At 64.8% G+C, this 19,697-nt stretch carries 18 protein-coding genes; 7 read left to right on the plus strand and 11 right to left on the minus strand.

Going from position 1 to position 19,697, the window contains the following annotated elements; translation table 11 throughout:
• Positions 1–753, plus strand: coding sequence for a LamB/YcsF family protein (locus E8Q40_RS13695; RefSeq protein ID WP_137045079.1), 753 nt, complete (start codon positions 1–3; stop codon positions 751–753).
• A complete protein-coding gene (locus tag E8Q40_RS13700; protein ID WP_137045080.1) occupies positions 750–1,784 on the plus strand; it encodes a low specificity L-threonine aldolase in 1,035 nt (344 codons plus the stop codon). Before E8Q40_RS13695 ends, E8Q40_RS13700 begins: the two co-directional genes overlap by 4 nt.
• A 119-nt stretch (positions 1,785–1,903) precedes the next feature.
• On the opposite strand, the gene ppx is transcribed toward E8Q40_RS13700, so the two are convergent.
• From ppx to E8Q40_RS13725, 5 genes are all read right to left on the minus strand, one after another.
• A complete protein-coding gene (gene ppx, locus E8Q40_RS13705; protein WP_246662840.1) occupies positions 1,904–3,397 on the minus strand; it encodes an exopolyphosphatase in 1,494 nt (497 codons plus the stop codon).
• Between the two features lie 31 nt (positions 3,398–3,428).
• Positions 3,429–5,651, minus strand: coding sequence for an RNA degradosome polyphosphate kinase (locus E8Q40_RS13710; protein WP_137045081.1), 2,223 nt, complete (start codon positions 5,649–5,651; stop codon positions 3,429–3,431).
• 106 nt (positions 5,652–5,757) lie between these two features.
• Positions 5,758–6,462 (minus strand): DnaA ATPase domain-containing protein, encoded by a 705-nt coding sequence (locus E8Q40_RS13715; RefSeq protein ID WP_137045082.1) that lies wholly within the window; start codon positions 6,460–6,462, stop codon positions 5,758–5,760.
• 16 nt (positions 6,463–6,478) lie between these two features.
• Positions 6,479–7,579, minus strand: coding sequence for an AI-2E family transporter (locus tag E8Q40_RS13720; protein ID WP_246662841.1), 1,101 nt, complete (start codon positions 7,577–7,579; stop codon positions 6,479–6,481).
• Positions 7,576–8,121: a CDP-alcohol phosphatidyltransferase family protein gene (locus E8Q40_RS13725; RefSeq protein WP_137045083.1), complete on the minus strand. Its 546-nt coding sequence runs from the start codon at positions 8,119–8,121 to the stop codon at positions 7,576–7,578. Before E8Q40_RS13725 ends, E8Q40_RS13720 begins: the two co-directional genes overlap by 4 nt.
• Positions 8,122–8,282: 161 nt before the next feature.
• On the opposite strand from E8Q40_RS13725, the gene purM reads away from it, so the two are divergent.
• The 3 genes from purM (at position 8,283) to E8Q40_RS13740 (ending at position 10,578) form a co-directional block, all read left to right on the plus strand.
• The gene (purM, locus tag E8Q40_RS13730; protein ID WP_137045084.1) at positions 8,283–9,365 is read left to right on the plus strand and encodes a phosphoribosylformylglycinamidine cyclo-ligase; all 1,083 of its coding nucleotides are present in this window, start codon (positions 8,283–8,285) and stop codon (positions 9,363–9,365) included.
• A gap of 4 nt (positions 9,366–9,369) precedes the next feature.
• Positions 9,370–10,023 carry a phosphoribosylglycinamide formyltransferase gene (purN, locus tag E8Q40_RS13735; protein ID WP_137045085.1) on the plus strand — a complete coding sequence of 218 codons (654 nt, stop codon included), beginning with the start codon at positions 9,370–9,372 and terminating at the stop codon, positions 10,021–10,023.
• A 108-nt stretch (positions 10,024–10,131) separates the two neighbouring features.
• Complete coding sequence (locus tag E8Q40_RS13740) at positions 10,132–10,578, plus strand: DoxX family protein (protein ID WP_137045086.1); 447 nt, start codon at positions 10,132–10,134, stop codon at positions 10,576–10,578.
• A 116-nt stretch (positions 10,579–10,694) separates the two neighbouring features.
• Here E8Q40_RS13740 and E8Q40_RS13745 read toward each other — a convergent pair whose 3' ends face one another.
• The 3 genes from E8Q40_RS13745 to ndk all read right to left on the minus strand — a co-directional run bounded on the left by E8Q40_RS13745 (position 10,695) and on the right by ndk (position 14,151).
• A complete protein-coding gene (locus tag E8Q40_RS13745; protein ID WP_137045087.1) occupies positions 10,695–12,797 on the minus strand; it encodes a molybdopterin-dependent oxidoreductase in 2,103 nt (700 codons plus the stop codon).
• Between the two features lie 96 nt (positions 12,798–12,893).
• Positions 12,894–13,613 (minus strand): TerC family protein, encoded by a 720-nt coding sequence (locus E8Q40_RS13750; RefSeq protein WP_137046722.1) that lies wholly within the window; start codon positions 13,611–13,613, stop codon positions 12,894–12,896.
• 115 nt (positions 13,614–13,728) lie between these two features.
• Complete coding sequence (gene ndk, locus E8Q40_RS13755) at positions 13,729–14,151, minus strand: nucleoside-diphosphate kinase (RefSeq protein ID WP_137045088.1); 423 nt, start codon at positions 14,149–14,151, stop codon at positions 13,729–13,731.
• A gap of 153 nt (positions 14,152–14,304) precedes the next feature.
• Here ndk and E8Q40_RS13760 point away from each other — a divergent pair, with 153 nt between their 5' ends.
• The gene (locus E8Q40_RS13760) at positions 14,305–14,832 is read left to right on the plus strand and encodes a DinB family protein (protein WP_137045089.1); all 528 of its coding nucleotides are present in this window, start codon (positions 14,305–14,307) and stop codon (positions 14,830–14,832) included.
• Between the two features lie 50 nt (positions 14,833–14,882).
• A complete protein-coding gene (locus E8Q40_RS13765) occupies positions 14,883–16,751 on the plus strand; it encodes an ABC-F family ATP-binding cassette domain-containing protein (protein WP_137045090.1) in 1,869 nt (622 codons plus the stop codon).
• A 12-nt stretch (positions 16,752–16,763) separates the two neighbouring features.
• On the opposite strand, the gene E8Q40_RS13770 is transcribed toward E8Q40_RS13765, so the two are convergent.
• The 3 genes from E8Q40_RS13770 to E8Q40_RS13780 form a co-directional block, all read right to left on the minus strand.
• Positions 16,764–17,351: a hypothetical protein gene (locus E8Q40_RS13770; RefSeq protein WP_137045091.1), complete on the minus strand. Its 588-nt coding sequence runs from the start codon at positions 17,349–17,351 to the stop codon at positions 16,764–16,766.
• Positions 17,352–17,533: 182 nt separating this feature from the next.
• A complete protein-coding gene (locus tag E8Q40_RS13775; protein WP_137045092.1) occupies positions 17,534–17,986 on the minus strand; it encodes a DNA polymerase III subunit chi in 453 nt (150 codons plus the stop codon).
• 25 nt (positions 17,987–18,011) lie between these two features.
• Complete coding sequence (locus tag E8Q40_RS13780; protein ID WP_137045093.1) at positions 18,012–19,541, minus strand: leucyl aminopeptidase; 1,530 nt, start codon at positions 19,539–19,541, stop codon at positions 18,012–18,014.
• Positions 19,542–19,697: the final 156 nt, after the last annotated feature.

Consider the following 19,697-nt stretch of genomic DNA (forward strand, 5'->3'; position numbering starts at 1 on the left):
ATGCCGGCATCCATCGACATCAACGGCGATGCCGGCGAAAGCTACGGCCGCTGGACGCTCGGCGACGACGCCTCGTTCCTGCCGCATGTGTCGTCCGTGAACATCGCCTGCGGCTTTCATGGCGGCGATCCGGCGACCATGCGCGCCACCGTCCGCATCGCCAAGCAGGCCGGCATCGCCATCGGCGCGCATCCGTCCTTTCCCGATCTCATGGGTTTTGGTCGCCGCATGATGACCATCGCGCCCGACGAGATGGTCGATTACACGCTCTATCAGCTCGGCGCCCTCACCGCGATCGCACGCAGCGAAGGCATGAAGGTCGCCCATGTGAAACCGCATGGCGCGTTCTACAAGGCGTGCTCGATCGACATGGTGCTGTCGAAGGCGCTCGGCGCGGCCATCGCCGCCTACGATCCGGAGATGTTCCTCGTGCTGCTCGCCGGTCCCGGCGCCGATGCGGCGGAAGCGGCCGGCGCGCGGGTCGCCCGCGAGGCCTTCATCGACCTCGATTACGACGATGGCGGGCTGATCATCGAAAGAGTCGCCAAACTGCGCGATTCCAAGGTCGTGGCGCAGCGTGCCCTCCGCGTCGTCCGCGAAGGCAAGCTGACCAAAGTCGACGGCCGCGACATCGACGTCTCCGTCTCGACTCTGTGCCTGCATGGCGACCGCGCCAACTCAGCCGAGGTGGCGCGCGTGGTCAAGGAAACCTTGCAGTCGAACGGCATCATGGTGAGGCCGCTGGGGACATGAACTTCGCCAGCGACAACACGGCCGGCGTCGCGCCCGAAATCATGGCGGCGCTGGCGCGCGCCAATGAAGGCTTCGCCCTCGGCTATGGCAATGATGACTGGACGCGCCGCGTCGAGAAAAAGTTTTCCGAGCTGTTTGAGCGTGACGTCGCCGTGTTTCTCGTTCCGACCGGCACGGGCGCCAATGCGCTGGCGCTGGCGCATGTCACGCCGCCCTGGGGCGCAGTGCTGTGCCATGAAGACGCGCATATCGCGGTCGACGAATGCGGCGCGCCGGAATTTTTCGGCGGTGGCATCAAGCTCGTCGAACTGCCCGGTGACAACGGCAAAATATCCGCCGACACGCTGAAAGCCCGCCTCGACAACAAGGCGTCCTGGGGCCCGCCGCATCATGTCACGCCGGCGGCGGTGTCGATCTCGCAGGCCTCGGAAGCCGGCACCATCTATCGCGTCGCGGAGATCCGCGCGCTGGCCGATATCGCGCATGAACACGGGGCCGCGCTGCACATGGACGGCGCCCGCTTTGGCAACGCGCTGGTACGGCTGAATGCTTCGCCCGCAGAAGCGACATGGCAGGCCGGCGTCGATGTGCTCTCCTTCGGCGCCACCAAAGGCGGTGCCATGGGTGCGGAATCCGTGATCTTCTTCGACCCCAAGCGCGCCGAGGGCATGTCGGCCCGGCGCAAGCGCGGCGGCGCGCTGCTCTCCAAGCACCGCTTCATCGCCGCGCAGATGGAAGCCTTCCTCGACGGCGATCTGTGGCTGCGCCTTGCGCGCCATGCCAACGGCATGGCCGACCGCCTGAGCGACGGCCTCACCAAAGCGGGCTTTGCGCCGAAATGGCCGGTCGAGGCCAACGAAGTGTTCGCCGCCCTGCCCGCCGCGCTGTGCGACAGGCTGCAGGCCGCCGGGGCGGTGTTCTATCGCTGGGATGCCGACGGCGCGGGCAATGTCGTCGTGCGGCTGGTGACGTCGTTCCAGACGACGGCGGAGGAAGTGGAGCGGTTTGCAGATTTGATCCGGACGAGCTGAATTTAATTCCGTTTGTTCCCGCGCAAGCGGGAACCCAGAAAGCCAAGACAACAAGCAAGAGCTGGATCCCCGCTTTCGCGGGGATGACCGGAGAAACTATCCGTCAGCAGTGAAAAACCTCAGGTCTCCACCACCGCTTCCCGGCCGATGAGCCGCGCCAGTTGGCGCAGGCGGCCGGACACACGTTCGGTGAACAGCTTGGCGTAAGGCCCGGTCAGCTTCAGCACCAGCCTGCCGCGCACCACCCGCATCGGCACTTGCGGCAATACGCCGTCCTGCCCCGCGGTGAGGATGTAGGCGACGCGCATGGCCGCCCCGAGCACGCGGGCGCGGTCGAGAATATAGGGCGTCGCCAGTTCGCGAATGCGCGACGGCAGCTCTTCCTCGTTCAATCCGGTGTGCCGCAGGAACACCGACAGCGCGATATAGGTGCGGGAGGGATGATCGATGGCGACGAAGGGGCCATGCGCGATGATGTTCATCGCCTGCTCGCCGCGATAATCCGGATGGGCGCGCCAGCCGATGTCGGCCAACAGGCACGCGGCATGGCGCAGCCGCGCCTCCTCCGCCGTTTCATCAAGCCCCGACGAGGCAATGAAACGGTCGGTCCAGTCGACCAGTTCCTCGCCGTGGCGCGGCGCGCGCGAGCGCAGCACGTTGAGATCGGCCGCCGCCGAGATTAGCGGATCGCGGGCGCGCTCGGGGCTGTCGAGCAATGAATAGAGCAGCCCCTCACGCACGCCCATCGCCGAGATGATCACTTCCTTCGGCTTGAGGCTGCGTACCAGATTTTCCAGCACCAGCGCCGCGTAAGGCAGCAGCGGACGACGCGCCGAGTTGACGACTTCGATCTTCGATAGCGTCTCGGTATCGACGCGGTGCACCAGCCGCGAGAACTCCAGCGCTTCGCGCGCCGAGATGCGGTAGTTATGCATGACGTGGAACGGATAGCCGGTCTGCCACATATGCAGCCGCGCCAGCGCGCGCCAGGTGCCGCCGACGGCGTAGAAGGTGCGCCCCACCCCTGCATTCATGATATCGAGATTGGAGAAAGCCTGCTCGACCAGCTTCTCGGCCTTCTTGATCGAACGGCCGGTCAGGTCCTGCAGCGCCAGTCCTCCGAGCGGCAAGGTCAGGCCGCGCTTGACGGTCTGGCCACGCACATCGACGAGTTCGAGCGAGCCGCCGCCGAGATCGCCGACGATACCGTCCGGCTTGTGAATGCCGGACACGACGCCGTAGGCGGTGAGCTGCGCCTCGCGCTTGCCGGACAGAATTTCGATTCTGCTGCCGAGAATGCGCTCGGCCGCCGAGATGAAGGCCCGGCCGTTGCGGGCGTCGCGGCAAGCCGCCGTTGCGATCGGATAAATGGTGCGGACGTGCTGGATGTCGCACAGCGCCTTGAAGCGCACCAGCGCCCGCAGCGCGGTATCGATGGCGTCCTGCGCCAGCAGCCCGGTGGTCTGCACCTGCCGGCCGAGACCGGCGAGCACCTTCTCGTTGAAGATCGGCGTCGGCGACCGCGTCAGCCCTTCGTAGATGACGAGACGTACCGAATTCGAGCCGATGTCGATGACGGCGATCGCCGGCCCGTGGTCGAGCCGGCCCTTCACCGATTCGGTTTTCCCCGGGCTTTTGATCGCCTTACGCGCCTTCGATGAGACGGCGGATGAGGCTGCGCGGCGAGGAGTCCTTGAGCGATTTACCACGGCCCGACAAGCTCGGATTCGTCATGAAGTACTTGTGGGCGTTGAACGGTTCCTCGCCCGGCGCGGCCTTTATGCGCGTCGATGCGCCGTCCGGCAAGACCTTCCAGCTCTGCTCATTGTCCCGCAGATTGGCGACCATGATCTGGCCGAGGACCTGCTCGTGCACCGTCGGATTGACGATCGGGCACAGCACTTCAACGCGGCGGTCGAGATTGCGCGGCATCATGTCGGCGGAGGAGAAATAAACCGCGGCCTTGGGATGCGGTAGCGCGTGACCGTCGCCGAAGCAGTAAATGCGCGCATGCTCCAGGAAGCGGCCGACAATCGACTTGGCGCGGATATTGTCCGACAGGCCGGGTACGCCCGGCCGCAGGCAACATATGCCGCGCACCACGATGTCGACCTGCACACCGGCGGCCGACGCATCGTACAGCGCGTCGATGATGTCGGGATCGACCAGCGAATTCATCTTCATCCAGATCGCCGCCGGCTTACCCGCTTTGGCGTTGGCGGTCTCGCGCCTGATGTGATCGATAATGCGGGCGCGCAAGGTCACCGGCGACATCGCCATGCGCTCGAGCTCGGCCGGCTCGGCATAACCAGTGATGTAGTTGAAGATGCGCGCCACATCGCGCGCGATGACCGGATCGGCGGTGAAGAACGACAGGTCGGTATAGATGCGGGCCGTTACCGGGTGATAGTTGCCGGTGCCGACATGGCAATAGGTCGCGAGCGCCCCGCCCTCGCGGCGCACCACCAGCGACAGCTTGGCGTGGGTCTTGAGTTCGATGAAGCCGTAGACCACCTGGACACCGGCGCGTTCGAGGTCGCGGGCCCAGCGAATGTTGGCTTCTTCGTCGAAACGCGCTTTCAGTTCGACCAGCGCGGTCACCGATTTGCCGGCCTCCGCCGCCTCGACCAAGGTTTTGACGATCGGGCTTTCCGCCGAGGTGCGGTACAAAGTCTGCTTGATCGCGACCACGTTCGGATCGCGCGCCGCCTGCTGCAGGAACTGCACCACAACGTCGAACGATTCATACGGGTGATGGACGATCAAGTCCTTCTTCCGGATAGCGGCAAAGGCATCGCCGCCATGATCGCGGATACGCTCCGGATAGCGCGGATTATAAGGCGTGAATTCGAGATCGGGCCGATCGATGCGCGTCAGTTGCGACAGATCGTTGATGGCCAGCACGCCATCGACATTGAACACCTCGTCGTCGGCCACCGCCAGGGCACGCTGCACGAAGTCGCGCAGTTCGACCGGCATCGTGGCATCGATTTCGAGCCGGATCACCGAACCGCGGCGGCGCTGCTTCAGCGCCGTCTCGAACAGACGCACCAGGTCTTCGGCTTCTTCTTCGATTTCCAGATCGGAATCGCGAATGACCCGAAACGAGCCCGCGCCCTTCACCGTATAGCCGGGGAACAACTTGCCGACATGCAGCGCTGTCGCCTCCTCCAGCGTAATAAGGCGGATGCTCTGGTCGCCCGTCGCCGGTAGCCGGATGAAGCGATCGATCTTCTGCGGCATACGGATCAGCGCGTTCATCAGCTTGCCGTCGCGGCCGCGCGTGAGTTGCAGCGCCATCGAGAAGCCGAGATTGGGGATGAACGGAAACGGATGCGCCGGGTCGATCGCCAGCGGCGTCAGCAGCGGAAAAATGTGAGTGAGGAAATGGTCTTCGAGCCAGGTCTTCTCAGCTTTAGTGAGCTTGACGCCATCGACCAGGCTGATGCCGGCCTCCGCCAGATCGTCGCGCAGCTCGAGCCAGCGATGCTGCTGGTCATAGGCGAGTTGCGACACCGCCGCGCGAATTTGGGCAAGCTGCTCGGCCGGCGTCAGCCCCTCGGGGCTGCGGGTAGTGATACCTTGCCGCACCTGGCCCTTGAGGCCGGCGACTCGGACCATGAAGAATTCATCAAGGTTGTTGGCCGAAATCGACAGGAAGCGCACCCGCTCCAGCAGCGGGTGGTTCTCGTTGGCGGCCTCCTCGAGGACCCGCCGGTTGAACTGCAGCCAGGAGATTTCCCGGTTGATGAAGCGTTCGGGTCGCTCGCGGACCGCCGGTTCGGCCGGCTCCGGCGCAGCCGATGCGGCCCGCGCCGAACCGGCGCTTTCCCGTTTTGAAACAGCAGCTTGCGTGTCTTCAGTCATGTTAAGGCTGAACCTGAGGCTGCCACGGACATAGGCCACGATCATGGTCCCGGCATGACGTAGCGGCCAGGCACATGCGTGAGGTCGAGACCTTAGGGTAAGGGCGTTAAGTCGCCCTGAACAGCTCGGCGGCGAGCGCCCGGGTCACCGGCCGCTGCCGGCGCAGCGCTTCCTCGTCGAGTTCCGCCACCGCCCGGTGCGCACCGGCGAACGAGCGCTCGATGCGGTTGGCGAGGAAGTTCACCAGCGCGGCGTCGACCGCCAGTTGCCGGTCGGCGGCGAGCTTCACCAGCAGCGCCCGCAGCAGCGCGTCGTCCGGCGCTTCCAGTTCCACCACCGGCAGCATGCGCAGGCGCGATTGCAGGTCGCGGATTTTAACCGGGAGCGACGGCGGCGAAACCCGCGAGGTGAACAGGATGTCGGCCCCCTCCTCGCGCGCCAGATTGATCAGGTGAAACAGCGCCCGCTCGTCCAGCTCCGGCGTATCGAGGTCCTCGACCACCAATGCCCCGGTCGCCAGCGATTGCGGCAGATCGGTCTCGCCGAGGCGCTTGGCCGAGATGACGCGCGCGCCACTGGTCGCTGCCCAGATCGCGGCGAGATGACTCTTGCCCGATCCTTCCGGACCGACCAGCGCCATCAACCGGCTCGGCCAGTCCGGCCAGCGCTCGATCAGCGCCAAAGCCTTGGCATTCGACGGTCCTTCGAGGAAATCCTCGCGCGCATAGGAGATTGCATGATCGAGCGCGAGCACGAGCTGACGCGGCGCACTCGCGCGCTGCAGATTGTCGCTGTTGTGACGCACTGACATGACGTTTACTTGCCGCCTACTTTGTGGTCTCGCCCGTATAATACGGACTTGCGAGGTAGCGTCGGAGCGCGAAGCGCGCCAGAACGCCAATGGTCGCCGACACCGGCACGGCGACCAGCAGGCCGACGAAGCCGAACAGGTAGCCGAAGGCGAGCAGCGCAAAGATCACCCAGACCGGATGCAGCCCGGCGCTTTCGCCGACCAGCTTCGGCGACAGGATATTCCCCTCGATGAACTGCCCGACGAAGAAGATGACGATGACGACAATGATCCAGGTGTAGTCCGGCCAGAACTGCGCCACCGCGACGCCGACCGACAGGACGAGTCCGGTCATCGAGCCGACATAGGGGATGAAGGTGATGAGGCCGGCAATCATGCCGATCAGCAGGCCGAAATTCAGGCCCGTCAGGGTCAGCGCCACCGCGTAGAAGGTGCCGAGGATGACGCAGACCGCGGCCTGGCCGCGCACGAAGCCGGCGATGGCGTCATCGGTTTCGTGCACGAGCTGATGCACCGTGTCGCGCTGACGGACCGGGATCCAGCTGTCGACGGTGGTCACCATGCGGTGCCAGTCATACAGCAGGTAGAAGGCGACGACCGGCGTCACCACGATCAGCGAAAACAGCGACACGATCGCCCGTCCGCCGGACCATAGTCCGGTCAGGAAGGTGGTGATCCAGCCGGCGCCCTGCGTGAGCAGATCGCTGATGCCCTTGTCGCTGCCGATACCGCTGCCGACCAGCTTGTTCAGCCACGGAATGCCCGGGTCGCTGATCAGCGTGCGCAGCTTGGTCACGTAAGTCGGGATGTTCTGGATCAGCGCGCCGAGCTGACCGCCGAGCAGCGGCAACACCAGCAACAACACCAACACGATCAACAACACCACCAACGTGATGATGCCCAGCGCCGCGATCATGCGGTTCACGCCCATGCGTTCGAACCGGTCGACAAGCGGCGCCAGGAAATAGGCGATGGCAAGGCCGGCGATGAACGGCAGCAGGATGTCGGCCAGCAACCACAGCAGCAGCACGAAGATGGCGAGCGCCACCAGCCAGAACGTCATCTGGCGCTGCAGTGTCACCCCGCCATTCGGCGGGCTCGCTTCCGGGCCGGTCACGAGTGCGCTTTCGGAGCGTTCATGTGGCGGACCCATTCGTTGAGATAAGCGCCGATCGATAGCAGCGTCAGCACCGCGACCGCGCCCATCAGGACCAGCCGCAGCGTCGGCACCTGGAGATTGAAGCCGAGCGAGCCCAGCACCACGCAGGCAAAGGCGATCTGCGCCACGGTGTTGAGCTTGGACACCCACAGCGGCTTGATCTTCAGCGGATTATCCATGAGCCAGGACAAGATGATGCCTCCGACGATCAGGATATCCCGCGACACCACCAGGATCACCAGCCATGGCGGGATGTCCCCGTTGATCCCAAGCGTCAGATAGATCGAGACGATCAGCGCCTTGTCGGCCAGCGGGTCGAGGTAAGCCCCGAGTTCCGTCGTCATGCCGAAGCGCTTGGCAAGAAAACCGTCGACGGCGTCGCTCACGCCTGCCACCAGAAATAGAACGAAGGCGAGCCACATCGTATGCGAGGCGATCGCCCAGACCACGACGGGCACCATGAGGATGCGCGCCAGCGTAATAAGGTTCGGAATGCTCAACGCCAGACCCGGCTCACGTAACGCCCCCGGCACGGGGCCACATCGGAAGGTATTCAAGTGGAGTATAACGGGGCGCGCGGCATTGCGCGAACGGCCTTTTCCACGTAAGCGACGGCCAAATGAAGGCGGGCGGGCACGGTTTGCCGCCCCGGAGAGCCAGGATGGCGGATAAGGCCCCAAAAGATACCGGCCTGACCTATGCGCAGGCGGGCGTCGACATCGACGCCGGCAACCGGATGGTGGACCTGATCAAGCCCATGGTCCGCGCCACGGCGCGCCCCGGCGCCGACGCCGAGATCGGCGGTTTTGGCGGCCTGTTCGACCTGAAACGGGCCGGCTTCAAGGACCCGATCCTGGTCGCCGCCAATGATGGGGTCGGCACCAAGGTCAAGATCGCTATCGAGACCGGCCGCCACGAGACCATCGGCATCGACCTCGTCGCAATGAGCGTCAACGACCTCGTGGTCCAGGGCGCCGAACCCCTCTTTTTCCTCGACTACTACGCCACCGGGAAGCTGGAGCCGGAGATCGGCGCCGCAGTGGTCGCCGGTATCGCCGTCGGCTGCCGAGATGCCGGCTGCGCCTTGATCGGCGGCGAGACAGCCGAGATGCCGGGCCTGTACCAGGGCGACGACTACGACCTCGCCGGCTTTGCCGTCGGCGCGGTCGAGCGCGGCGAGGTACTACCGCGGCCGGACATTACCGAAGGCGACGTTATCCTCGGCCTCGCCTCTTCCGGCGTGCACTCCAACGGCTATTCGTTGGTGCGCAAGGTGGTGGCCAAGAGCGGGCTCCTGTGGAGCACGCCGGCGCCTTTCGCGCCGCATCAGCAGCTTGGCGAAGCGATCCTGACGCCGACGCGCATCTATGTGAAATCCTGTCTCGCCGCGATCCGTGCGACCAAGGCAGTGAAAGGCCTCGCCCATATCACGGGCGGCGGCTTCCCCGACAACATCCCGCGCGTGCTACCCAAGGCGCTCGGCGCCCGCATCGATCTGACAAAGGTCAACGCACCGCCGGTATTCCGCTGGCTGGCAGAGGTCGGCAACATCGCGCCTCACGAGATGCTGCGGACCTTCAATTGCGGCGTCGGCATGATCGTCGTCGTCGCGCCGAAGGACGCCGCCGCGGTGGCCGACGCCTTCGCCAAGGCCGGCGAGAAGGTCACCACCATCGGCAGCGTCATCCGCGCCGACGGTGAGGAGCGCGTCGTCTATGACGGCACGCTCGATCTCAAGCTGTAGCGCGATGCCGAGGAAGCGCGTCGCCGTTCTGATCTCCGGCCGCGGCTCCAACATGGCGGCGCTGATCGAGGCTGCGAAGGCGTCCGACTATCCCGCCGAGATTGCGCTCGTCCTCTCCAACATCGCGGACGCCGGCGGCCTCGACACCGCGCGCAAGGCCGGCATCCAAACGGCGATCATCGACCACAAGCCGTTCGGCAAGGATCGCGCCGCCTTCGATCGGGCGATGCACGAGGTGCTCATCGCTCATCGCATCGAACTCGTCTGCCTCGCCGGCTTCATGCGACTCCTGACGCCCGAATTCGTGGCGCTGTGGAAGGAGCGCATGCTCAACATCCATCCGGCCCTGCTGCCGGCCTTCAAGGGTCTCGATACGCACAAGCGCGCGCTCGAGGCCGGCGCCAAGGTGCATGGCGCCACCGTTCACTTTGTCGTGCCGGAAATGGATGCCGGTCCGATCATCATGCAGGGGGCGGTCGTGGTGCGTCCCGACGATACAGAAGCGACACTCGGCGCGCGGGTGCTCAAGGTCGAGCACACCATCTATCCGGCGTCGCTGAAGCTCGTCGCCGAAGGCCGCGTTCAGGTCGTCGATGGCCGCTGCCTGATCGATGGCAAGCCGGTGCCGGACGCCGGCGCGCTCATCCCCGTGGCGTAAGACCGCGCACTAACATCCGTGTAACTGGTCACACGTCATTGTGAGTTGGAAGACGCATCACGCTCATCTAGCTCGATGCTCCCGCATAACCTCAAATGAGGCACTGTCTTGAACAATAACAAACTGCTTATTCCCGGCCTCGCCGGCTTCTATGCCGGGATGGGCGACATCGCCTATGCCCTGCTGCGCGTCGTCGTTGGCGTCATGTTCCTGATGCACGTCGCGTTCAAGTACAAGATCGGCGCGGCCGCGGTCGCCGCCAACATCATGGCCAAGAACGGCCTCGAACCGGCGCTTCCGCTGGCCTATGTGACCATGGCCTTCGAAACCGTCGGGGGCATCGCGCTGGTCCTCGGCCTGTTCACCCGCTTCTTCGCCGCGGCCAACGGCATCCTGATCGCCGTGGCGCTGTTCGCTGTGCATTTCGCCAATGGCTACGGCGCCAGCGGTGGCGGCTACGAATACGTGCTGCTGATCGGCGTCGCGCTGCTCTTGATCGCCATGCAGGGCGGCGGTCGTTATTCGGCTGACCGCTTTATCGGCAAGGAACTGTAAGCTTCCGCTGTCATTCCGGACGCGCGCAGAAGCGCGCGATCCGGAATCCAGACCGATGCTCAAAGTGCGCGGCAGGATTCCGGGCTTGCGCCTAACGGCGCGCCCCGGAATGACGCTTAGACGCGGCGGACCCACACCTTGTTGTCGTGAAACGCCGCGCCGCCGAACGGCGCGACGGACTCCGACGAGGTGAGCGTGTTGATGCCCTTGCCATCGGGATAGGCCGAATTCGGCCAGATCGATTCCGCGATCAGCACCCCGCGCCGCACGCCGTCGAACAGTTTGGCATGCAGACGCACCTCGCCGCGCGTGTTGCCGAGCACCACCGCGTCGCCATCGGTAATGCCCTGCGCGCTTGCGTCGTCCGGATGGATCATCACCGTCGGGCGCTTCTCGCTCGCCAGCGAGGTCGGCGTCTCATTGAAGGTCGAGTTCAGAAAGCCCCGCGCCGGCGACGTCGTGAGGCGAAACGGATGTTCGGCGTCCGCCGCTTCAATCACGGCCCAATGATCCGGCAATGCCGGCATGTCATCGACCGGCCCTGAATTATAGGGACTGCGGAACGGCACGCGCGGCCAGTCCGGCTTGAAGCGGAACTTGCCATCCGGCCAGTTGAAGCCGTCGAGATAATGCGCCTTCTCGAAAGGCGGTTGGCAATCGAGCCACTTGTTCGCCTCGAGCTCCGCCAGCGTGCCGCGCTTCGAGCGGCGCAGCATGTCGTCGATGAGTTCGCGCGAGCTCATGGCAAAGCCCTTGTGCTCGGCGCCGAGGCGCTGCGCCAGAGCGGCGATTACCTCATGATTGCTGCGGCACTCGCCCGGCGGCTCGACCAGCTTCGGTCCGAGCAAAATGTACTGATGGCCGCCGCCGCGGTAGATGTCGTCATGCTCGAGGAAGGTCGTCGCCGGCAGCACGATATCGGCGACTTCCGCCGTCTCGGTCATGAACTGCTCATGGACGCAGACGAACAGATCGTCGCGCGCAAAGCCGCGCTTCACCAGAGTCTGGTCCGGCGCCACCGACATGGGATTGGTGTTCTGAATGAACAGCGCATCGACCGGCGGGCCGCCCTGCAGCGCATCGCGATCGCCGGTGAGGATCGGGCCGATCTTCGACTGGTCGAGCATGCGCACCGACGGATCGAGGGCATCGACGCCTTCGATCAGCGATTTGTCGAGGCCGAAGATGTCGTTGTTGTTGTGGAAGGCGCCGCCGCCTTCGTACTGCCAGGCGCCGGTGACCGCCGCGATCGACAGCGCCGCGTGCATATTGGCCGCGCCGTTGCGCGAGCGGGCAAAACCGTAACCGAGCCGGAAATATGTGCGCTTGGTCTCGCCGATCAGCCGGGCGAACGCCTCGATGGTCTCGACCGGCGTGCCGGTGATCGCCGAGGCCCATTGCGGATCGCGCGATTTGAGATGCGCTTCGAGATCACGCGGGGCATCGGTGTATTTGTCGAGATAGGCCCAGTCCGCCTTGCCGTCACGGAACAGGCAATGCATCACCGCGCAGGCCAGCGCGCCATCGGTGCCCGGCTTCACGAGCACCGGCAGATCGGCCTGCTCCATGGTGCCGTTCATGTAGACATCGACGGCCGCGATTTTCGCGCCACGCTCCTTCCGCGCCCGCGTCGCATGGGTCATGACATTGACCTGAGTGCTCACCGGATTGGTGCCCCAGATCACGACCAGATCGGACTTGGCCATCTCGCGCGGATCGCTGCCGGCGATCTTGCCGGTGCCGGCGGCAAAGCCCGCCCAGGCCGGATTGACGCAGATGGTCGAATGGAAGCCGGAGTATTTCTTGACGTGACGCAGCCGGTGGATGCCGTCGCGCTGCACGAGACCCATGGTGCCAGCGTAATAGTAAGGCCAGACGCTCTCCGCTCCGTGGCGCGCCTCGGCCCTCAAGAGCTGCTCGGCGACAATATCGAGCGCATCGTCCCAGCCAATGCGACGGAATTCGCGCGACCCCTTGTCGCCGACGCGCTGCAGCGGATGCATCAGGCGGTCGGCATGATGCTCGCGCTCGGCGTAGCGCGCCACTTTCGCGCAGACGACGCCGGCCGTGTAGTCGTTGTCGCGCGCGCCTCGCACGCGACCGATGGTCCGTTCGTCGATCAGCTCGACATCGAGCGCGCAGGTCGATGGACAGTCGTGCGGACAGGCCGAATGGCCGATCCGGACGGCCTGCTTCGGGGGGCGAACAGTCTGGTTCATGGCCGCGACTATACCGGCGGAGTCGCGGCAAGTCGCGCGTCAGTCGCGGCGACGGGCGGCGAGATCGGCCTTGCCGCCCGCGTCCCTGCTTTCGCCTTAGACTTCGCTTTCCTCCGGCATCCGCGACCGGCGCCACAGGCCGCCGACCGTCAGCACCAGCACAGCGCCGACCGTCGCCGCGGCATATTCGACCATATGCGCGGTGCTGGAACCGTATTGCGCGAGATATCCCGTCACGACCGGATCGGTGGCGATCACCTCGCCTGAGATCCAGCCGAGCAGCGCCGCGCCGGCCCAGATCAGGATCGGGAACCGGTCGAGCAGTGCCATGATCAGCGCCGCGCCGGCGACGATCAGCGGGATCGAAATGGCAAGGCCGATGACCAGAAGTGCCATGTTGCCGCCCGCCGCAGCGGCGATGGCGATGACGTTGTCGAGGCTCATAATCAGGTCGGCCACCGCGACGATGCGGACGGCGCGCCACAGATTCTGCACCGCCTCGCCGTGGTCGTCCTCGGCCTCGTCCGGCACCAGAAGCTTGGCGGCGATATAGAGCAGCGCCAGACCGCCCGCGATCTTCAGCCACGGCAGCAGCATCAATGTGGCGACCACGCCGGTGAAAACGATGCGCATGCCGACGGCGACGCCGGCGCCAAGGATCATCCCCCATCGGCGCTGATGCGGCGGCAGACCGCGGCACGCCATGGCGATGACCAGCGCGTTGTCGCCAGAGAGAAGGATGTTGATCCAGATGATCTTGACCAGCGCGACCCAGAATTCGGTGCCGCCCATCTGGCCCCATCCGGAACTGATCATCTCAAGAAAATTCGCCAAGGCCACTTCTCCCCAATGTGTCGCCGCGCTGCCTGCGGAGACTTATTTTGCGAGAAGGCCGCCCATCAGGGCGGCCTTCTCTGGATCACGCCGGCTCCTAGCCGACGATTTCATTGCCCGAGAAGAACTGGGCGATTTCGATCGCCGCGTTCTCCGGTGAGTCCGAGCCATGCACCGAGTTCTCGCCGATCGACTTGGCGTGCGTTTTGCGGATGGTGCCATCGGCCGCCTTCGACGGATCGGTGGCGCCCATCACGTCACGGTACTTCGCAATGGCGCCTTCGCCTTCCAGCACCTGCACGACCACCGGAGCCGAGATCATGAAGTCGACGAGCTCGCCGAAGAACGGCCGCGCCTTGTGCACGGAGTAAAACTGCTCGGCCTGCTCCTTGGTGATGCGCACGCGCTTCTGCGCGACGATGCGCAAACCGGCCTTTTCGATCATGGCATTGATCGCGCCTGTCAGGTTCCGCTCGGTGGCATCGGGCTTGAGGATCGAAAAAGTACGCTCAACCGCCATCGGGTTTAAATCCTTCAGTGGAATTGATCGGACTGATGTCCGACTTTGATTGGAGGGGAGATTGCGGGCGGCTTATACCGGGGCCGCAGGGGGCCCGGCAAGGCCGGTTTTCCTCTCCTTTCAAGGACTTTTCCGCGAGGGCCGGAGGCATTCATGAAATCCCGCTACCAGATGTTCGCCGCCTACAATGCCTGGTGCAACGAGCGCCTGTATGACGCTGCCGCCAAGGTGCCCGACGCCGAATACCGGGCCGACCGCGGCGTCTTTTTCAAATCGTTGCACGGCACGCTGAACCATCTCCTGGTTGCCGACCGTATCTGGATGCGGCGTTTTACCGGCGTCGGCGAGATACCACCGGGACTCGATGCCATCCTGTTCGACAGTTTTGAGGATTTACGCAAGGCGCGCCGCTCGCAAGACGTTCTTATCAATCGCTACATAGACGGGCTCGATCAGGAGAAGTTGTCGGGGCTGCTGCGCTACAAGACGGTCACCACCCCGCAGAAGACCATCGAGCAACCGCTGGCGCCGGCTCTCGATCATTTCTTCAACCACCAGACGCATCACCGGGGACAGGCTCATGCTTTGCTCACCGCCATCCTCGGCAATGACAAGACGCCGAGCTTCGACCTGCTGATCCTGCAGCGCCAGACCGGGATTGGGCTGAGCTCTATGAGCTGAACCGAAGGGGGATTGCGCGGCGCAAGCGCGTCGGCCACAAGGCGCGCGTCATGCTGATTATCGACAACCTTACCGTCCGCATCGCCGGCCGTTCCCTGCTGGAAGACGCCAGTGCCCGGGTCACGCCCGGCGCGCGCGTCGGCCTCATCGGCCGCAACGGCACCGGCAAGTCAACTTTGTTCAACGTCATCACCGGCCAAATCGGCGCTGAGACCGGCTCCGTGAGTATCCCGCCGCGCTGGCGCATCGGCCGGCTCGCCCAGGAAGCGCCGAACGGCCCCGAGAGCCTGCTCGAGGTGGTGCTGAAAGCGCCGAGCGAGCGCACTGATCTCCTGGCCGAGGCGGAAACCGCCACCGACCCGCACCGCATCGCCGAAATCCAGTCGCGGCTCGCCGATATCGGCGCGCATGCGGCCCCTGCCCGCGCCGCCGCGATCCTGTCGGGTCTCGGCTTCTCGCCGGCGGACCAGCAGCGCCCCTGCACCGAATTCTCCGGCGGCTGGCGCATGCGCGTTGCCCTTGCCGCGACCTTATTCGCCGAGCCGGACCTCCTGCTGCTCGACGAACCGACCAACTATCTCGACCTCGAAGGCACCTTGTGGCTGCAGGACCATCTGGCCAAATATCCCCATACCATGATCGTGGTCAGCCATGACCGCGACCTGCTCGATCATTCGGTCAACCAGATCCTCGCCCTCGAAGCCAAAAAGCTGACGCTCTACAAAGGCGGCTATTCCGATTACGAGCGGCTGCGCAGCGAACGCCTCGCCCTCGACCAGAAGATGATCAAGAAGCAGGAAGCGCAGCGCGCCCACTTGCAGGCCTTCGTCGATCGTTTCCGCGCCAAGGCGACCAAGGCGCGGCAGGCGCAGTCGCGCATAAAGATGTTGGCGAAGATGCAGCCGATCGTCTCGATGACGATCGACGACGTCCGGCCCATCAACATTCCCGCGCCCGACAAGCTCTTGTCGCCGCCGATCATTGCCACCGACGGCGTCGCGGTCGGCTACGAGCCCGGCCACCCGGTGCTCAGCGAGGTGTCGCTGCGCATTGACAATGACGATCGCATCGCGCTGCTGGGCGCCAACGGCAACGGCAAATCGACTTTGGTGAAACTGCTCGCCGGACGGCTCAAGCCCGAGCGCGGCACTGTCACCCGCGCAGCGCCTTTGAAGGTCGGCTATTTCGCGCAGCATCAGGTCGACGAACTCGACCTCAAGGACAGCGCCTACGATCATGTGCGCCGCCTGATGCCCGGCGAGCCGGAAGCCAGGATAAGAGCCAAAGTCGGCGCCATCGGTTTTTCCGGCGACGCCGGTAATACCAAGGTCGAAAAGCTATCGGGCGGCGAGAAGGCGCGCCTGATGCTGGGTCTGTCGACCTTCGAAGCGCCGCACCTCATCATCCTCGACGAGCCGACCAACCATCTCGACATCGACAGCCGCGGTGCGCTGATCGAGGCCATCAACGACTTCCCCGGCGCCGTTATCCTCGTCTCGCACGACCGCTATCTGCTGGAAGCCTGCGTCGATCGGCTCTGGCTGGTAGCGAACGGCCGCGTCAAACCCTTCGACGGCGATCTCGAGGACTATCACCGTTACGTCCTGTCCGATGGCAAGCAGGCGACCGTGTCAAAAGCGGCGCCACGCGTCGATCCGGCGGAAGCGCGGCGCGCCGCCGCCGAAAAGCGCGCCGAGACCGCGCCTTTGCGCAAGAAAATCCAGAAAGCCGAAGCCGACATCGCGCAGCTCAACAAGCAACTCGCCAAGCTCGACAACACGCTGTCGGATGGCGAGTTGTTCACGAAGGACCCCGCGCGCGCCGCGGAACTGTCGAAGACGCGCGCCAATGTCGTCGAAGCGATCGCGAAAGCCGAAGAGGAATGGCTCGAGGCCTCGAGCCAACTGGAGCAGGCGTAAGCCTCTATCGCGCTAATTGACGCGGGCCGGCGTGCGTTTCGGCGCCGGCTTCTTTTTCGCTACCGGCTTGGGCTTCTGCGCTTCCGGTAACGCATCGACCACCTTCAGGCGACCGGACACGAACGTGTAGACTCCCGGCCAGTTGCCGCCGGCATAGGTCAACACCACCTTGCGCTCGTTGTTCTCCGCCGCGCTGATGGCGACGTTGCTCGGCGCGCCCGCGCGGCGCACGACCTGACACTCGGCCATGCCGAGCGCGACGCCACCGAGGACCGGAGCATCACCGCTCGCCGGCATGGCGCCGCCGGCGAGATCGCCCGCCACGGAGCCGACCTGCGGCGCGGCAGCGGGACTTGTCGATGCCGCCGGCTCGGGCGCTGCGGCCGCGCAGCTGCCGTCGGCATTGACCAGGTCTTCCGGCGCAACGGGGCCGCTCGGCCCCAGCGAGAAATTCTTGTTCGTGCCTGCCGAACCCGAACCGTCCTCGCGGGACAGCAGGCTGCTCATAGGCTTCGAAAACCAGCCGGCGTCGGACTTGAAGGTGTCGCTCATGCTACCGCAGCCGCCGACAGCGAGCGCCAGGAGCGCCGTGCCTGCCATAGCCAGTTTCGATCTCACGTCACGCACCAAGACAACCATCCCCGGATCAGACCTTTCGCCGACACGATCGGCGCCCAACTATCGTCTTGTCCCTTAAAACCTATTTTGCGTCATCACAATGGCGGCGGCAACTCGGCCAGTGGCCGAGCACGCTTAACCAGCATAGAGCCGAAGCAGTATAATCAGGCCTTTTTGACCCAGCGGCCCTGTTCGTCCGGCTGCCAATAGGTGGCGGCGAAACCTTTGGCCTTGGCGTCGGTCCAGAAGCCGCGCGCCTGCGCCACGGCCTCGTCGTCATCGCCGTTGAACACCAGTACGATACGCTCATAGGCCTCGGCGTCGGCCGGCAGTCCGGCACCGTCGATCAGAAACCGCACGGTCGCGGCATTCGGATTGGTGTCGTTGACGGTGAGCAGCACGGGCTGTTGCGCGGCTTCCTGTTCGCGCCAGGTGCCGTGCGGCAGAAAGCCATCCTCGCGGTAGGTCCACAGATGGGAGTCGAGCGCTTCGATGCGCTCCTCGCTCGTCCCCTGCACTGCGACGCGCCAGCCGCGCTCGATCGATTTCTCGATCAGCGGCGTCAGCACGCCTTCGAGCTTCTGGCCTTGCAGGTGGTAGAAGAGAACTTCGGTCATGGTTTGTGTGGCGCGGCGCCAGCGCTCAATCCTCGTAATACTCCGCCACCAGCCGGTCGAGCAGGCGCACGCCCCAGCCCGACGCCCAGCTCTTGTTGATCTCGTTCTGGCGCGAATCCATGCCGGTGCCGGCGATATCGAGATGCGCCCAAGGCGTCTTGTCGACGAAGCGCTGCAGGAACTGCGCCGCCGTGATCGAGCCGCCGGCGCGCGAGCCGCCGGTGTTCTTCATGTCGGCGAACTTCGAATCGATCATTTTGTCGAACGCCGCCGACAGCGGCATGCGCCAAACGAGTTCGCCGGTCGCCTCGCCGCTCGCCGTCAGACGCTCGCTGAGTTCGTCGTTGTTTGAGAACAAGCCCGCATATTCGTGGCCCAATGCAACGATTATCGCGCCGGTGAGCGTCGCCAGGTTGACCATGAATTGCGGCTTGTACTTCTCCTTCGTGTACCAAAGCACATCGGCGAGTACGAGACGGCCCTCGGCATCTGTGTTGATGATCTCGATGGTCTGGCCCGACATTGACTTGACGATGTCGCCAGGGCGCTGCGCATTACCATCCGGCATGTTCTCAACCAGACCGATGACGCCGATGGCGTTGACCTTGGCCTTGCGCGAGGCCAGCGCTTGCATCAGGCCGACGACGCAGGCCGCGCCCGCCATGTCGCCCTTCATGTCCTCCATGCCGGCGGCCGGCTTGATCGAAATGCCGCCGGTGTCGAAGCACACACCCTTGCCGATGAACGCGACAGGCGCCTCGCCCTTCTTGCCGCCGTCCCAGCGCATCACAACGACGCGACTCTCGCGGGCCGAGCCCTGGCCGACAGCGAGCAGCGCTCCCATGCCGAGCTTCTTCAGGGCGGCCATGTTGAGCACCTCGACGGTGCAGCCGGCCTTCTTCAGCGCGAGCGTGCGACGGGCGAACTCTTCCGGAAAGAGAACATTCGGCGGCTCGTTGACCAGATCGCGCGCCGTGAGCACGCCTCCTGCGATGGCCTCGCGCGCGCCGAAAGCCTTGCGCGCGGCGGCGACGTCAGTGGTCGCGATGGCGACGGTGCGCTTTCCAGCGGGTTTCTCGTCCGGCTTGCGCTTTGTCTTGTACTGCTCGAAGGCGTAAGCACGCAGCAGCATACCAAGCGCCAGGTCGGCGGCCTGCTCGGCATTCATGCCACTGTCTTTGCCGCCGTCCTTGCCCCTGCCCGCCTCCGGCAGATCGGCGACGACCGTCGCATCCCCTGCCTTGGGCAGTTTGCCCATGGCCGCGCCCCCCAGCTTGACGAAATCCTCGGACTTCAACTCGGCCACCTTGCCGATGCCGAGGACGAACAGCCGGTCGACTTTAAGCCCCTCGGGCATGATCAATTGGAGGACGGAGCCGCTCTTGCCAGTGAACTGCTCCACTTTGGCGGCCCGTGCGACCAGACCAGCTGCCGCTCCTAGCGTTTCAGTCGCATAACGCCCAAACTTCAACCCATCATCGCAGAAGAGCACCAAGCTCCCACCCGGCTTAGACGCGGTCACGGGGCTAAACGAGATCCGGGGAGCTTCGGCCATGGTGGGGTGGTCCTTACGGGTAGAAAAAGGGGCAACCCGCCCCATATGCGCTGCGGCGCGGGCTCTGCAAAGGCCCGACGGCGGTCAAGACCGGCCTTTTCACCAGTCGAGGGCCGGGACGCCCGCGGGAGCCCGGTGGCCGGCCCGTTACCGCTT

It is taken from the genome of Pseudolabrys sp. FHR47, assembly GCF_005153485.1.
Taxonomy (GTDB): Bacteria; Pseudomonadota; Alphaproteobacteria; order Rhizobiales; family Xanthobacteraceae; genus Pseudolabrys.

Coding starts and splice junctions, on each gene's coding strand:
- E8Q40_RS13760 (WP_137045089.1), top strand. CDS start 14,305: ATGAAATCCCGCTACCAGATGTTCGCCGCCTACAATGCCTGGTGCAAC.
- E8Q40_RS13715 (WP_137045082.1), bottom strand. CDS start 6,462: ATGTCAGTGCGTCACAACAGCGACAATCTGCAGCGCGCGAGTGCGCCG.
- purN (WP_137045085.1), top strand. CDS start 9,370: ATGCCGAGGAAGCGCGTCGCCGTTCTGATCTCCGGCCGCGGCTCCAAC.
- E8Q40_RS13750 (WP_137046722.1), bottom strand. CDS start 13,613: ATGATCAGTTCCGGATGGGGCCAGATGGGCGGCACCGAATTCTGGGTC.
- E8Q40_RS13745 (WP_137045087.1), bottom strand. CDS start 12,797: ATGAACCAGACTGTTCGCCCCCCGAAGCAGGCCGTCCGGATCGGCCAT.
- ndk (WP_137045088.1), bottom strand. CDS start 14,151: ATGGCGGTTGAGCGTACTTTTTCGATCCTCAAGCCCGATGCCACCGAG.
- purM (WP_137045084.1), top strand. CDS start 8,283: ATGGCGGATAAGGCCCCAAAAGATACCGGCCTGACCTATGCGCAGGCG.
- E8Q40_RS13770 (WP_137045091.1), bottom strand. CDS start 17,351: ATGGCAGGCACGGCGCTCCTGGCGCTCGCTGTCGGCGGCTGCGGTAGC.
- E8Q40_RS13695 (WP_137045079.1), top strand. CDS start 1: ATGCCGGCATCCATCGACATCAACGGCGATGCCGGCGAAAGCTACGGC.
- E8Q40_RS13775 (WP_137045092.1), bottom strand. CDS start 17,986: ATGACCGAAGTTCTCTTCTACCACCTGCAAGGCCAGAAGCTCGAAGGC.
- E8Q40_RS13710 (WP_137045081.1), bottom strand. CDS start 5,651: ATGACTGAAGACACGCAAGCTGCTGTTTCAAAACGGGAAAGCGCCGGT.
- E8Q40_RS13765 (WP_137045090.1), top strand. CDS start 14,883: ATGCTGATTATCGACAACCTTACCGTCCGCATCGCCGGCCGTTCCCTG.
- E8Q40_RS13780 (WP_137045093.1), bottom strand. CDS start 19,541: ATGGCCGAAGCTCCCCGGATCTCGTTTAGCCCCGTGACCGCGTCTAAG.
- E8Q40_RS13700 (WP_137045080.1), top strand. CDS start 750: ATGAACTTCGCCAGCGACAACACGGCCGGCGTCGCGCCCGAAATCATG.